The 13742-nt window shown below is 63.0% G+C and carries 16 protein-coding genes; 3 read left to right on the forward strand and 13 right to left on the reverse strand.

Annotated elements, in window-relative coordinates; genetic code table 11:
* The coding region (locus VF515_20015; GenBank protein ID HEX7409912.1) for an MATE family efflux transporter at window positions 1-438 on the reverse strand (438 nt) is incomplete at its 3' end.
* Between the two features lie 126 nt (window positions 439-564).
* On the opposite strand from VF515_20015, the gene VF515_20020 reads away from it, so the two are divergent.
* Complete coding sequence (locus VF515_20020; protein ID HEX7409913.1) at window positions 565-3465, forward strand: glycoside hydrolase family 38 C-terminal domain-containing protein; 2901 nt, start codon at window positions 565-567, stop codon at window positions 3463-3465.
* 20 nt (window positions 3466-3485) lie between these two features.
* On the opposite strand, the gene VF515_20025 is transcribed toward VF515_20020, so the two are convergent.
* From VF515_20025 to VF515_20040, 4 genes are all read right to left on the reverse strand, one after another.
* Window positions 3486-3851, reverse strand: a complete 366-nt coding sequence (locus VF515_20025; protein HEX7409914.1) for a cupin — start codon at window positions 3849-3851, stop codon at window positions 3486-3488.
* A 9-nt stretch (window positions 3852-3860) separates the two neighbouring features.
* Window positions 3861-4541 (reverse strand): MBL fold metallo-hydrolase, encoded by a 681-nt coding sequence (locus tag VF515_20030; GenBank protein HEX7409915.1) that lies wholly within the window; start codon window positions 4539-4541, stop codon window positions 3861-3863.
* 4 nt (window positions 4542-4545) lie between these two features.
* On the reverse strand, window positions 4546-5163 hold the full coding sequence (locus VF515_20035; protein ID HEX7409916.1) for a cob(I)yrinic acid a,c-diamide adenosyltransferase: 618 nt from the start codon (window positions 5161-5163) through the stop codon (window positions 4546-4548).
* A gap of 261 nt (window positions 5164-5424) precedes the next feature.
* A complete protein-coding gene (locus VF515_20040) occupies window positions 5425-5613 on the reverse strand; it encodes a hypothetical protein (GenBank protein HEX7409917.1) in 189 nt (62 codons plus the stop codon).
* A gap of 41 nt (window positions 5614-5654) precedes the next feature.
* On the opposite strand from VF515_20040, the gene VF515_20045 reads away from it, so the two are divergent.
* Window positions 5655-6059 carry a cytochrome c gene (locus tag VF515_20045; protein HEX7409918.1) on the forward strand — a complete coding sequence of 135 codons (405 nt, stop codon included), beginning with the start codon at window positions 5655-5657 and terminating at the stop codon, window positions 6057-6059.
* 24 nt (window positions 6060-6083) lie between these two features.
* Here VF515_20045 and VF515_20050 read toward each other — a convergent pair whose 3' ends face one another.
* From VF515_20050 to VF515_20085, 8 genes are all read right to left on the reverse strand, one after another.
* Complete coding sequence (locus tag VF515_20050) at window positions 6084-6782, reverse strand: urate hydroxylase PuuD (GenBank protein ID HEX7409919.1); 699 nt, start codon at window positions 6780-6782, stop codon at window positions 6084-6086.
* 119 nt (window positions 6783-6901) lie between these two features.
* A complete protein-coding gene (locus tag VF515_20055; GenBank protein ID HEX7409920.1) occupies window positions 6902-7312 on the reverse strand; it encodes a transcriptional repressor in 411 nt (136 codons plus the stop codon).
* Window positions 7309-7905 (reverse strand): DUF3501 family protein, encoded by a 597-nt coding sequence (locus VF515_20060; GenBank protein ID HEX7409921.1) that lies wholly within the window; start codon window positions 7903-7905, stop codon window positions 7309-7311. The genes VF515_20055 and VF515_20060 overlap by 4 nt, the downstream gene beginning before the upstream one ends.
* A 146-nt stretch (window positions 7906-8051) precedes the next feature.
* Entirely contained in the window at window positions 8052-8480 is a 429-nt protein-coding gene (locus VF515_20065) for a rubrerythrin family protein (protein ID HEX7409922.1), read from the reverse strand.
* Window positions 8481-8630: 150 nt separating this feature from the next.
* Entirely contained in the window at window positions 8631-9233 is a 603-nt protein-coding gene (locus tag VF515_20070; protein HEX7409923.1) for a glutathione S-transferase family protein, read from the reverse strand.
* A 142-nt stretch (window positions 9234-9375) separates the two neighbouring features.
* The gene (gene lipA / locus VF515_20075) at window positions 9376-10230 is read right to left on the reverse strand and encodes a lipoyl synthase (protein ID HEX7409924.1); all 855 of its coding nucleotides are present in this window, start codon (window positions 10228-10230) and stop codon (window positions 9376-9378) included.
* The gene (lipB, locus tag VF515_20080) at window positions 10227-10880 is read right to left on the reverse strand and encodes a lipoyl(octanoyl) transferase LipB (GenBank protein HEX7409925.1); all 654 of its coding nucleotides are present in this window, start codon (window positions 10878-10880) and stop codon (window positions 10227-10229) included. Before lipB ends, lipA begins: the two co-directional genes overlap by 4 nt.
* Before the next feature lie 97 nt (window positions 10881-10977).
* Window positions 10978-12753, reverse strand: a complete 1776-nt coding sequence (locus VF515_20085; GenBank protein ID HEX7409926.1) for a GAF domain-containing sensor histidine kinase — start codon at window positions 12751-12753, stop codon at window positions 10978-10980.
* 448 nt (window positions 12754-13201) lie between these two features.
* Here VF515_20085 and VF515_20090 point away from each other — a divergent pair.
* Window positions 13202-13742 (forward strand): hypothetical protein (locus tag VF515_20090; GenBank protein HEX7409927.1); only part of this gene is annotated, 541 nt, incomplete at its 3' end.

Here is a 13742-nt window from a genome sequence, read left to right on the forward strand (position 1 = left end):
GCCGACGATTTCCGATGCAAATATGATCACCGGGATTATCGCAACGACCGAAAGGCCAAATGCAGTGAGGATCGACTGGCCCAGTACCTGGTTGGCGTCGGCCTCTTGGCGTGCCCCGATGTGCCGCGCCACGAGGGCCAGAGTGCCCGTCCCCACGGCGGTCATGGCGACACTGACGGCAGACAGAATCTGCGCCCCGATTCCGACGGCGGCCACGGCGGCCGCGCCGAGCCGACCTACCATGAGCGTGTCGATCAGACCGACCAGTGACTCGAGCAGGAAGGTTAAGATGACTGGCCAGGAGAGCGCCCAAATGGTTCGGACGAGGGCCGAGCGCTGCTGCCGTACGCCGGTAGCGGCCTCGACAGTCCGCATATATACAGGCGGATCACCCTCCATAAACCGCGCCACGTCATCGAATTCGGTGGTGGAAGTCAAGGAACATTCTCTCACTGTGGAATTCTCGCGCTCCTTTGAAGGGCGACGACACGCACGGCCTGCTGGTTCCATCGCCGCGGGCTCCGAGTATGATGCGCCGATCCCGGCCCGATAGGAGTGACAAGCATGCACGCCGAACCGCAGCCTGAGACGAACATGTCACTGCCGGTCCATCTGGTCGTGGTTCCCCATACGCACTGGGATCGTGAGTGGTACCAACCGTTCCAACAATTCCGCAGCCGGCTGGTGCGCATGATCGACCGCCTGCTGGAGACGCTGGAAGGCCAACCCGACTTCACGCACTTCCATCTCGATGGCCAGACGATCGTGCTCGAGGATTATCTCGACATTCGGCCACGGAATCGCGCCCGCTTGCGTCGGCTGATTCGCACGGGCCGGATTGCGGTCGGGCCGTGGTACGTGCTGCCGGACGAATTTCTGGTGACCGGCGAGTCGCTCATCCGCAATTTGCAGATCGGCCATCGCCTAGCGGCGCAGTTCGGTGCGCCGTTGAAAGTCGGTTACCTGCCCGATCAGTTCGGGCACATCGCCCAGATGCCGCAGATCCTGGCCGGATGCGGAATTGATTGCGCCGTGGTGTGGCGTGGCGTCGGAGCGGACATCACCCGCACCCTGTTCACCTGGGAAGCACCCGACGGCACCAGCGTCTTCACCGTTTACCTGCCGCATTCCGGCTACTCCAACGGGCGCAGCCTGCCGGAGGCTGCCGGCGAGATGCGCGAGCGTCTGGCCGCCATCGTGGCGGAACAGGCGCCGTATCGCCGGGTGCCATCGCTGCTCGTGATGAACGGGACCGATCACCAGGAGGCGCAGGCGACGTTACCCGAGCTGCTGGCCGTGGCCACGCGCGGGCGTGAAGGGCTGAGCTGCGAGATTGCATCGCTGAGCAGCTTCATCGAGCGTGCACGCGCCGAGCACGGTGAGCTACAGGCCCATCGGGGCGAGCTACGCAGCCCCCTGCGTGCCCACCTGCTTCCCGGCGTCACGTCCATGCGCGTGCGGCAGAAGCAGCGCGACTTTTACAACGTCAGCCGCTTGGAGCGCTACGCCGAGCCGCTTGCCACCTGGGCCGACCTGACGGCGCAGCAGCCCTGTAATGTCCGGCTCACCGATTTCACCGATTGGGCGTGGAACATGGCGGTGCAAAATCATCCGCACGACAGCATCTGCGGCTGCTCGATCGATGTCGTGCATCGCGATATGGAATACCGCTTCGATCAAGTCGAAATGGTGGGCGAGCAGGTAACGCGGCAGGCGCTCGCCACCCTGGTGCAGCGACTCGACACGTCGCGCACAGCGCCGGACCCGGCGCTGTGCGTCTACAACCCAAACACCGCCGGCCCCAGTGCCGTGCGCGCGGAGATCTATGCTGACCCGGCGTCCTCGTTCGTTCTGCAAGACGAAAGGGGGAACGAGATCCCGATCTACCTCCAGGCCGAGGCCGGCGAGGTGCTGTTTGCCGCCGAGCTGCCACCGGATGAGATTCGGCCGCACGTGTTGGCGATTCAGACACGCGAGTTTCTCGGCTTCTTCATCAATGACGCGGCCTTTCAGCGCCAAGGCGACCGCCTCTCGGTCGTTCTCACCATGGATCGAGCCCTGCGCGGCCGACTCGACGTGCCCGCTCTGCGCCAGCAGTGGCTGGCAATGCTCGATGATCCGACGCTCCGCATCATTTCCGCTCGGGCGCAGACCGGTGCGCCGGCGCGCGCAACCTTTATTGCGCCCGAACTCACCGGCCACGGGTTCAAGGTCTTTGCCCTGCGGCGACGGACGGATGGACCGGGAGAAGCGGCTGCCTCACCGTTCATCGCCACCGGCGGCGGCATTGAAAACCACTACTACCGAATCTCGGTCGACGATGACGGTGCACTGAGCATAACGGACAAGGAGACCGACCTCGTACTGCAGCGCTGCAACTGGTTCGTGGACGAAGGCGATCGCGGCGATGAATACAACTTCGACCCGCTAGCGGCGCCGCAAGTGGTGATGGCTCCGGCGTCACGCCCGACGGTCACGATCGATACCGGCAATCCGGTGGTGGCGACGTTGATGGTCGATCAGACGTACCTCATCCCACGCAGACTCGAAGCGGACCGCGACACGCGTTCGAGCGAGTTGGTGCCGGTACCCATCACCACGCGAATCCGTCTCTACGCTGGCGTCAAGCGGGTGGACTTCGAAACCCTCATCGACAACACCGCCGCTGATCACCGGCTCCGGGTGCATTTCCAGACGCCGCTGACGGTGGGCTCCGCTTTCATGGAGCAGGCGTTTGGAGCAGTGGAGCGCGCCCTCGAGCTCGAGCCGGAGGGCAGTGTGGAGCGTCCGATCGGTACCGTGCCGCAGAAGACGTTCACCTGCATTCAGGACGGACAACGGGGGGTCGCGCTATTCAATCGTGGCATTCCTGAGGTTGAGGTATTCCGCGCCGACGGCGGAACGGAAATCGCCCTCACTTTGATTCGTGCTGTCGGGTGGCTGTCGCGGGGCGACCTGCGCTGGCGGAACGGACACGCGGGTCCCGGACTCGAAACTCCGGAGGCGCAGTCGCAGGGGCCGCACCGTTTCGAGTATGCGCTGACGACGTACAGCGGTGATTGGGAGTCGGCGGGCGTCGTCACACAGGCACACAACTTTGCCCATCCGCCCATTGCCCTCGTGACCGACGCGCGTCCCGGCTCACTGCCGGCGGGGGCGACGCTCTTTCGTTGCGAGAACCCGAACATCGTCGTGAGCGCGGTGACGCCGGCAAAGCGCAACGGGGCATATGTGGTCCGTTGCTACAACGCGTCATCGCGGGCGCAGACTGGCATCGTCGATTTCTTCCACGCCGGACGGGCTCGGGCGGTGAACTTTCTCGAGCGGCCGGTGCGGATCAGGATGCGCCGCTTACCTGATGGCGCACTGAGGTTGCAACTGCGCCCGTTTGAGATTGCGACTCTGCAGGTCAGCGGCGACTTCGTGAGTGATCGGCCGAGTGCCGTTAACCAGATAGAGTCATGATGCCAGTCCGTGACGGTTGTTCAGCAGTCGTCTCGGTGAACTGTGGCCGGCGAGAAGGCCGGCAGGCACACGGCTAGGTACTCGGCCCCGCCCGCCTCGGGTGTACTGTAGCGAATCCACTCTCCCGCTGGTGCGTGCACTGCCTGCCCGGTGCGAACTTCCAGCACACCTCCCCTCGTCTCCACGCGAAGCATCCCCGACGTAACCACCGTGAACTCGTCGAATTCCGGTTCTTGGCCCGGTTCTTCCCATCCCTGCGGGCTTTTCATGCGGGCGATGCTGACTCGCTCCGTCCCGCTGTTGACGCGCCCCACGAACTCCTCAATTCGCTTGGGCGGGTTCCCCGCGGCCTGAATGATAGTCGGCCTTTCGATCAGTGTGGCCATGTACTCAGTTCAGTACCCCATCGTGCCCAAGAAATCTTCGAGCCGGTTGAAGCGCATGTAGGGGTTGTGCCGCTTCTCCTCGCCAATGGTCGACGTGACGCGCTCGGCGTAGTTATGGCCAGGATAGAGAACCGTGTCGTCCGGCAGCTGCTTCAACTTGTTCACCAGGCTGTCGTACAGCTGCGCCGGATCACTGCCGGGGAGGTCGACGCGGCCACAGGAGCCGATGAACAGGGTGTCGCCGGAGATCAATCGGCCATCGACAAGGAAACACTGAGAGCCGGGGGTGTGTCCGGGGGTGTGCAACATGCGGATGCTGAGCTCGCCCAACTTGAGCTCCTCGGTTCCATCGGTCCGTACCAGATCGGAGGGCGAAAGGCCCGCAATGCGGCCGACGAAATCGGCTTCCGTTTTGTGGACCCATACCTTGATCGGCAAGTTGTGTTGCAGCAATTCGGCCGCCCCGGGGATGTGGTGTTGCATGAAGTCGCCACCCAGATGATCCGGATGAAAATGTGTTACCAGCGCGGCCTTTAGCCGCAGGTCGTCCTGCTCGATGACCTGGACAATTCGATCGATGTCCCAGGCTGCGTCGATCACGGCGGCCTCGCGCGTGATCGGATCAGCTACGACGTAGACGAAATTCTGCATCGGTCCGAGCTGAAGTTGTTTCAGGTACATCCGTAGCATCCGCTCATCCTTTCTGTTTCACCTTGCGGTCGTGCGAGCGCAACCCGCGCTCCCACAGGAATTCGTGCTCTCCGCTGTGCTTGCCGATCCAGCGCGACAGCACAAAGAAGAGATCGCTCAGGCGGTTTAGATACCGTATCGGCCCCGAGCCGATGTCTTCTTCGCGCTGCAACCGCACGACAACTCGCTCCGCACGCCGGCAGACCGTACGGCACTGGTGTAAGAACGCGCTCACCCGGCCGCCGCCGGGCAGGACGAACGACTTGAGCGGATCGAGGTCCTTCTCGCACGCGTCCATCAGTTGCTCCAGCGCTTTCACCTCCTCGTCCCCCATCCGGAACATGCCTTCGTAAAACGCCTCGGGTGGCGTGGCGAGTTCGCTGCCAAGATCGAACAGCTCGTTCTGGATGCGTTTGAGGATGTCTTCCAGGCGATCGCGCCCGCTGCTGGGTGCGGCTTCCTGATTGAACACCCGTGCCAGCCCGACGACCGCGTTGAGCTCATCGACGGTTCCGTACGCCTCGATGCGCAGGCTGTCCTTGGGCAGACGCTTGCCCCCAACCAGGCCGGTGTCACCCTTGTCCCCGGTGCGCGTGTAGACGCGATTGATGTGGATGGGCATGGGTGCCTATGGTGCCGTGCCACGCAGGCTGGCGTAAGAGTTTTCAGCGCTGCAGCGTGCGCCGGACTGGCAGCCGACAACGATCTGCGCGGCTCTCGGAAAGTGCGCTTCCTCAGGTGTGGTGTGTCGTATGGCCATTACCGCAATCTAGCAGTGTTGCCGGAGGCGGGGAAGAATTGACGCGTGATCCGTGAGTCGTCGGAACGAGGTGCTCCATCCACAAACGACTCTGCATCAGGGATCATGCCTCACCGCCTTCACTCACTCGGAACCTGATCCTTCCCGTCGTAGGGCGGAGCGGATGTTGTCACCTGGCGGCAGTGGGTGGGTGGCGAGTATGGCGCTGACAACGGTGCGGCTCGCAACCTGGCCGTTCGGCAGAATCAGGTGCGGCGCGGCAGCGCAACCCGTGATCATCCACAGAATAAATGCAATCGCCAGTCGTGGCATGTGCTTGATCCCTTTGGCATTGTCCATAACAATAGAGCGGGATGACTTCGAGAGTTGAAAGCGCGCCGCGCGTGACGGGCCAGGCGGCGCGGGGGGTGAAGGCCACATCAAAGAATGCTGCGGCGGTGCTGGCGGTAGTGTGCCTGCTGCTGCTCGCGGCGTGCTCGGAGTCGAAGCCGTTGACCTCTGCTGAACGCGGCCGTCAGGTGTATCTGTCCAACTGCACCATCTGCCACAACCCTGACCCGACGCAGCCTGGCAGCCAAGGGCCGGCGATCGCGGGATCCCCACGTGAGTTGGTGGAGGCGCGTGTCGTGCGCGCCGCGTATCCGCCCGGCTACACCCCACAGCGCACGACGCAGGTGATGCCGGCACAGCCGATGCTTGCCTCGAAGGTCGACGATCTCACGGCGTTCCTCGCTGCAGCCGCCATCAAAGATCACTGAGGGTTTCAGTGCCTCGGCCCTCTTCTAGAGGAACCTGAGAATCAGGAACAGCACCAGCGTGAGCACGATGCCGGCGCGGATGACGCCGGAGATGGTTTCCAAGGGCTTCTTCATGGGTCCCTGTGTGCCGACGAGCGCGTTGTACTCGAGGAACGCGACGATACCGCCACAGAGGACGACCCACGCGACCACGCCTCCCCTTGACTGAGAGAAATGAGGATAGTGACGGGCCGCTCCCATGAAAAAAAGCATGGGAACGGAAAACATGGTGTTGGTGCGCGAGGTCAGGAAGGCGCGTCGCCCGGCGGGGCCAACCGCGGGATCAGCCTGGCCGCCCCCGGCAACGGCCACTGCGGAGGCAATCACCACCTTCTGGTTCGGCCAGATCACCAGCCACACGTTCAAGAACATGATCGTGCCGAGAATGCCGCCGGTCAGGATTGCGGCGCCGTAAGACGACGGAATGAAGCCGCTACGCGCGACGCTCCAATTGTTCAGCAGGATCATCAGACCGACGATGAAGGTTCCCATCCCGCCCCAGCGAAACCACCACAGTGCCCGTGGCACGAGTTTCTGCGTCACCGCGTTCTTGGTGGCGGCATCCGTCTCCGCGAAAAATGGGACTTGGACGAAATTGAAGTAGTACAGCAGGCCGATCCAGGCGATGCCAAAAAGGAAGTGTAGCCAACGCAGGATCATGAGGCCCAGATTCCCTTCGAGCATGGAGCCCTCCTTGTCTGCAGTCTGCGGCGGACGCTCGCGGTCGCCGGCGGTGTCGGATGGTTACCGAGGAGAATGAACCAGTTTGTTTGTCAAGGGTCAAGACGCCGGGCTTCCAGCCGTCAGTGTCCGGCCGCGTGCGGCTTCCGCTTGACGCGGCTGCACTCCGGGCAGAGACCGTAAAAGGTCAGGGCGTGCGCCCGCACTTGGTAGCCCGACTGGCTGAGCCGGGAGCAATCCGGGGACGTCTCGGTCGCTTGCATCAAGTCGGCCACCATCCCGCAACGTTCGCACAAGAAATGGTCGTGATCCTCCAGCATGCCGTCGTGCCGCGCCGGCCGGTCTGCCAGGTGGACGACACGGAGCTGCTGCTGCGCGGCTAACTTTTGCAGATTGCGGTACACGGTGCCCAGGCTGATGCGCGGTAACCGCCGGCGCACCCGCGTGTAGACTTCTTCAGCGGTGGGATGATCGTGGGCCGTACTGACGACCTCGCAGATGGCGGCGAGCTGGCGGGTTCGACGCGTCTTCACGCCGCCTCCAGATCGCGCGCCAACGATCGGCGCACGGCGCCGTCGATGAGCGCGCTGTGGCGGTAGTTGGGATGGTCGATGACCAGCCGCACCCGTTCGGTGCTGTTGATGAAGGCCTGGCGCGCCGGAACATCGAAGTGGAAGCGCACGTACTGTACGGCACTGAGCTTGTCCGCCTTGCTGCGACCAGCCTCGAATTCGCCGCGTGCGGTGAAACCACCGCGCGTCGGATCGCCAATCTCCAGACGCACCGCCTCGTCGATGCCGATGAGCCGGACCAGCTCTTCACGGATACGATCGGACTCGGTGATCTCGATGAGCATGGTGGCGCTCAGTTCGTCGCCGGCGGGGAGGAGGGCGTTGTAGACATCGATCTCGTCACGGATCCGATCCAGGTCGACGATGTGCTCGGCGCGCACCATCTCCTGAACCTGAAAAAGCATGGTGTCGTGGTTTTCGAAGACCAACGTCACCCGATCTCCCACCGCCACCCGCCGGTCCTTTTTCATCTCGATGATGCGCCGCTGGAACTCCGGGCGGACCTGCTCGTAACGCTCCACGCCAAGGATCTCGTCGAGAGTGACCTTGTTCATTGGTTGAATGACATAGGACTGTAGGGGCCGGCCGTAGCCGACCCCACCTTAGTCCAGCTTCCTGCGCCCCTAGCCGCGCTCACCGCCGTCCAGCGGCCCAAGCCGCACGCGGCTTGGGAGCCGGAACGCGGAGTCAGCATTGCTGACTATAGCTTTGCCAGTCCTTCGAGGCCCTTGGCGAAGCGTCCGGCGTGCGACTTCTCGGCCCGCGCCAGCGTCTCGAACCATTCGGCGATTTCCTCGAAGCCTTCGTTGCGAGCGGTCTTGCCAAAGCCGGGGTACATTTCGGTGTACTCGTAGGTTTCGCCTTCCACTGCGGACTTGAGATTGTTCTCCGTGCTGCCGATAGGCACTCCTGTGCACGGGTCGCCCACTTCCTTCAGAAAATCGAGATGCCCGAAAGCGTGACCGGTTTCCGCTTCTGACGTGTCCCGGAACAGGCCGCCGACGTCGGGGTACCCCTCGATATCGGCGCGACGCGCGAAGTACAGGTAGCGCCGGTTCGCTTGCGATTCGCCGGCGAAGGCATTCTTCAGATTCTCATGCGTCTTGGTGCTCTTCAGACTCTTAGCCATGATGCTCCTCCTCTTCTCGAATTATCAGGATGTATTCCTGTTAAGAATTAGATATGGCGAAAGAGCTGCGGTCTGTCAACCTCCCCGACGCTTCCCAACCGCTGCCACATCCCACCGGCACGGCCCATCGGGACCAAATGAAGACAGCTATTACGAGAGAATCTTGACGCTCGGGCGCTCGCGCAGTCGCCCGAGCCAGCTTGCGACGTTCTGCAGGCGTGCGTCCAATTCCACGCCGAGTTGGCTCAGGACCAGGATGCGGGGCACGAAGGCGACATCGGCCAGGGAAAAGTCGCTCGTGAGGTATTCTTTTCCTTCCAAATTCACTTCTAAACGCCCGAGAATCCACGCGATTTCGCTCTGGTACTTGCGGACTTTTTCGGCGTCCCGCTCACCTTCTGGTTTGTGCAATTCGGTCAGGATCATGCCGGCCGGAGGGGTGAAGGAATTGTCCCCAAAGTCTTCCAGCAGCCGCACCCGGGCGCGGCCTGCCGAATCTTCGGGCATGAGGCGCGGATTGGGGTACTCCTCGTCTAAGTACTCATTGATGATCGTGGAGTCGTAGATGACGATGTCTTCATCGATTAGCACCGGCACCTTGCCGTAGGGGTTCAATTTGAGGAATTCAGGCGCTCGTTGCTGGCCCTTGTGCAAATCCACGTGCAGGCGCTCGTATTCGAGGTCCTTCTCCGCCAAAACCACCCGCACTTTTTGACAGAAGGGGCAATCCGGGTAGTCATATAGTCTGATCATCTCTAGTCCTGCCTCCTCCTTTTTGCCTTTACGACCTTCAGTTTTATGAGGCTAACCATCGCAGAAAACTGAGGGCGTGTCCACCGAGGCGGGCTCAAAACTGGTGCAAAACTGCGCTTCCCGGCGCGATGCGCCGAGGCGGTCAGGCCACGTGCTGCCAGGCGTGATAGGAGCTGCGTACCAGGGGGCCCGACTCCACGTGGCGGAAGCCAAAGCGAAGGGCCTCTTGGCGCAACGCCGAGAACTCGGCCGGTGACACGTAACGCTCCACCGCCAGCTGTGAGGAGGACGGCCGCAGGTACTGTCCCAAAGTCAGGATATTGCACCCGGTGGCGGCGATGTCAGCGAAAACAGTGCTGAGCTCGTCAAACTCTTCGCCCAGTCCCAGCATCAACCCCGTCTTCGTCAACAGCTCGGACCGGCGTTCCTTGGCATGCCGTAGCAGGTGGAGAGAGCGATCATACTTGGACCCGGGCCGCACGTGCCTGTACAGGCGCGGCACGGTCTCGATGTTGTGGTTGAAAATGTCGACCGGCGCGTCAACCACAGTCTCCACCGCCGCCAGATCGCCCTTGAAGTCGGGGACCAATACCTCGACGGTGCAGTCCGGCACGCGCTTCTTGATGGCCTCTGCTGTCCGTGCGAAGTGGCCGGCGCCACCGTCGGGCAGGTCGTCACGGTCGACCGACGTCACCACGATATGCCGCAGCCCCAAACGGACCACCCCTTCGGCGACGCGCTCTGGCTCGTAGGGATCGACGGTGGTTGGTTGGCCGTGGGCCACGGCGCAGAAAGCACAGTTGCGAGTACAAACGTCGCCAAGCAACATGAAGGTGGCCGTCTTGTGCCCCCAGCATTCACCGACGTTAGGACAATGCGCTTCTTCACATACGGTGTGCAGCCGCAAATCCTTGACCAGGCGCTTGGTCTCGAAGAACGCGTCCCCCTGGGGTGCCTTCACCTTGATCCATTCGGGATGCCGGCGGACCACGGTCATGCGCGGCACTCTTCCTGAAGTACCGCGTCGGTGTAGCCGAACACCGACCGAAACTCGCGGACGAATGCTGCCCGCACGTCCGCCATGGGTGGCGCCGTTCCCAATTCGATCGCCATCGAGGTCATGCGTATCTCGGGCATTCGGCATGGAACGATTTGTGCGAAAAACCGCACATCGGTCGACACGTTCAACGCGATGCCGTGAAAGGTCGTCCAGCGGCGCACACCGACGCCGATCGAGGCGATCTTCGCTGCCCCGATCCAGACTCCCGTCAGCCCGTCCCGCCGCCCGGCGGCGAGCCCGAAATCGGTGCAGGTGCGGATCAGCGCCTCTTCAAGAGAGCGGACGTAGCGATGCACGTCGCGGGCGTGGCCCAGCGTCAGGATCGGGTAGGCCACGAACTGTCCCGGCCCATGGAAGGTTACTCCACCGCCGCGGCTGACGCGGAACGCCGGGATCCCCAGTGTCCGATCGGCGCCGAGCAGATCGGCGGCGTTGGCCCCGCGTCCCAGGGTGTAGACCGGCTCGTGCTCGAGCAAGAGGAGATAGTCTTGATCATCGCCAGCGACCTTGCGGTTCACGAGGTCTTCCTGCAGTGCCAAGGCGGTGGCGTACGGGCACATCCCGAGATCGCGGACGATCAGCTCCATGGACACTTCACGGTAGTCCAAGGATGCGGTAACCGCAATCTGATACGGACAAGATCGGCTGCCGGCGCCGCCTGGAGTTGGCGGGGCGGACCGGACGCTACACATCGCCGGGGCGGGTGACTCTCGGCTCGTCCCCCGACTCCGCGAGGTTCGGGATCCACACGCGAAAAAGTGAGCCACGCCCCAGCCCGCTGTCCACCGAGATCGTGCCGCCCAGCATCTCCAGGAGGCGACGCACGATATAGAGTCCGAGCCCGACGCCGCCTTGCCGCCGGGTCTTGAACCCGTCGGCCTGGCGAAACGGCTCGAAGATAATCAGCTGCGTTTCGGGCGTCATGCCGATACCGGTGTCCGCAACGCAGACTTCCATCCCGCCGTCGCGCGCAAAGACATCCACCATGACGCTGCCCTGATCGGTAAACTTCAGCGCATTCACGATCAGGTTCTTGAGCACCACCTTGAGCTTGAGCGGGTCGGTGCGCAGCGGCGGCAGCGAGGCGGGGGCGTGCAGCACGAAGGTGAACCCCGGCTTTTCTTGCAGCCGCCGGGTTTCGACGTCGATTTCGTGGATCAGATCCCCCAATTGTGTCTCGCGCAGATCGAGCGACATCCGTCCGGCTTCCAGTCGGCTGAGGTCGAGGGTGGTGTTGATCAAATCGAGCAGTTCCCGTGCGCTCTTGTCCGCCCGTCGCAGTGTATCGGCCTGTTCCAGCGTCAATGCACCGAAGGCATGCTCGAGCAGCAAATCATTGTAGCCTAAGATGATATTGAGCGGCGTGCGCAGCTCGTGCGACATGGTGGCGACGAATTCCGACCTCACCCGGTTGGCCCGTTCCAGCTCCTCCACGAGACGGGCGGTTTCCAAGGCCAGTGAGGCCAGCTGCCCGATGCCGCGCGCGATGCGCTCTTGCTGCGGCGTGAAGGGTTTCGGCCGCCCGCGATACCCCGCGGCATGGAAGCCGATCATCTCATCCCCGCGCCGGAGTGCGACGTGGAGGCTGGCCGAGATGCCATACTCAACGCCCAGGCGCACCACTGGGACCGACTCAAGCGGCGGCTCGCTCACCTGGACCACTTCCTCCCGTCTGACGCGGTCGATAAAGTCGGCCATATCGTTGTGGGAAAACTTCACCAGCTGGATTGCCTCCCACTCTTCAGCCGTCGCGCCATGGCAGGCCGTGGGCACGTAAGTGTCGTCCCGCGGCTGCCAGAGCAGCGTACAGCTATAGTCGCAGCCCAACACTTCCGTCGTCACCTGGCACAGGCGCTCGAGGAGCGCCGGCGTGTTGAGTGAGGCGATCAACTCCCGGCCCACTTTCGCCAGCGCCGCATCAACCTGGGCCTCTTGCTCGTGTGCCTCGATGCGTTGCCGGCCCCGGCGCTCCGCTGCGACCGCAGTCGCTGCCAATGTCGCCATGCCGAGGATGAGTCGCGACACGGTGTCATCGAATGCGTGTGGGCGCTGGTGATACTCGGCTGTCACAAAGCCGAGCGCCGCTGGCGCGTCACTGAGCACGGGAGCAACCACGACAAATGGGGCATGCGCTTCTGCCTGCTGGTTTGTCAGGACGCAACGCTCCGTGTCCTCGACGGTCACGCAGCTGCGGTTCTGGACCGCGCGGGAGATGAGCGGATCCTGGATATGGACCCGCTGCGGCGCCAAACCCCTGGCGGCGCCAGACGGATTCTCGAAATGGCACTTCTCCTCGTAATATTCGCCAACCAGAAGGTAGATGCTGCTCCGGTCACACCCGGCCAGCCGCACTGCCGAACGACACAGGCTCGTCAAGCGTACGTCGAGGGCTGCATCCGAGCCGAGGTTTTGGGCGAGATCCAGAAGCCCATCGATAAGCTCGGTTTGATCAAGTACCAACGTCTGTCCTCCTCATCGAGACCAAGTCCGGTCAACCAAAGCCAGGACCAAACCCAGCGTACTCTGCCGCGGTCACGAATTGCAAACACGACATGCGTACATCGACAACCTAGCGCGCAACGGCAGGATAGGCCACCACCACGCCGTAAGGGGCGGCGGCTTGCGTCCGCCATCCCGGCGCGACGTTCCGGCCGGCCGCAAGGAATGGCCTCGGCATTGGGAGCATGCGTGAGTAGAGCACAACTGGTCAACGAGCATATAAACACTACTGCTTGACAACTGTCATTGAGTAGAGTAGCAGCACGGTTGCCGTAATGGATGTCTGCCGTCGCGGGACCGGGGGCTTGCGGCGGACGCCGACGACAGAGGGGGCATGGGAGCACACGCACGATTGCTATCGGGGACGAGGCGACTGTCGGGATCGCCGTGGGCCGAAAGCTGGGCGCGCGTGTTGGTGGTAACGTTTGTGGTGGTGCTGTGTGCCGGCGGCGCTGCGGGTCGACGTGAGGTCCTGGCGGAAACTATCGATCTGTCACGGATAGCCGCACTGTCTTTCAGCGACAGTGGCGAAGTGGTGCTGCTCGACGGCGACAGCGGCAAGCCTGTCGGGGCGGTGCGGATGGGCCGCGTGCCACGTGACCTGGCTGTGACCAGCGGTGAATGGCTGGTGGCGGCGGAGGATTCGAGAATCGAAAGCGTCAGCCTGGTTGCGCCGGGAGAGACGCACCAATTGTGGATGTGCCAGCCAGATCATGTGGTGGCCGGTGTCGGACCGCGACGGGCGTACGTGTCCCGATCCGACCCGAGTGCGGTGGTTGCCGTTACCTTGGACGCTGCGAGTACGGTCGACTGGGCGACCAAGATGCCGGGGCGGGTGCGTGCCTTGGCGCTCGACCCCGGCGGGCGCATCGTCTTTGCCGGATACGACTGGCATCCGGGCCGGATCGCAGCCATTGACGCCATGACCGGCGGCATCGAACGGACGCTGA

Source organism: Candidatus Binatia bacterium, from assembly GCA_036382395.1.
Taxonomy (GTDB): Bacteria; Desulfobacterota; Binatia; order HRBIN30; family HRBIN30; genus JAGDMS01.

Excerpts from the sequence above, each read along its gene's own strand:
- VF515_20025 (HEX7409914.1), bottom strand. The coding sequence starts at position 3,851 with ATGGCCACACTGATCGAAAGGCCGACTATCATTCAGGCCGCGGGGAAC.
- VF515_20070 (HEX7409923.1), bottom strand. The coding sequence starts at position 9,233 with ATGATCAGACTATATGACTACCCGGATTGCCCCTTCTGTCAAAAAGTG.
- VF515_20050 (HEX7409919.1), bottom strand. The coding sequence starts at position 6,782 with ATGCTCGAAGGGAATCTGGGCCTCATGATCCTGCGTTGGCTACACTTC.
- lipA (HEX7409924.1), bottom strand. The coding sequence starts at position 10,230 with ATGACCGTGGTCCGCCGGCATCCCGAATGGATCAAGGTGAAGGCACCC.
- VF515_20040 (HEX7409917.1), bottom strand. The coding sequence starts at position 5,613 with ATGCCACGACTGGCGATTGCATTTATTCTGTGGATGATCACGGGTTGC.
- VF515_20045 (HEX7409918.1), top strand. The coding sequence starts at position 5,655 with ATGACTTCGAGAGTTGAAAGCGCGCCGCGCGTGACGGGCCAGGCGGCG.
- VF515_20065 (HEX7409922.1), bottom strand. The coding sequence starts at position 8,480 with ATGGCTAAGAGTCTGAAGAGCACCAAGACGCATGAGAATCTGAAGAAT.
- VF515_20020 (HEX7409913.1), top strand. The coding sequence starts at position 565 with ATGCACGCCGAACCGCAGCCTGAGACGAACATGTCACTGCCGGTCCAT.
- VF515_20060 (HEX7409921.1), bottom strand. The coding sequence starts at position 7,905 with ATGAACAAGGTCACTCTCGACGAGATCCTTGGCGTGGAGCGTTACGAG.
- VF515_20035 (HEX7409916.1), bottom strand. The coding sequence starts at position 5,163 with ATGCCCATCCACATCAATCGCGTCTACACGCGCACCGGGGACAAGGGT.
- VF515_20030 (HEX7409915.1), bottom strand. The coding sequence starts at position 4,541 with ATGCTACGGATGTACCTGAAACAACTTCAGCTCGGACCGATGCAGAAT.
- lipB (HEX7409925.1), bottom strand. The coding sequence starts at position 10,880 with ATGGAGCTGATCGTCCGCGATCTCGGGATGTGCCCGTACGCCACCGCC.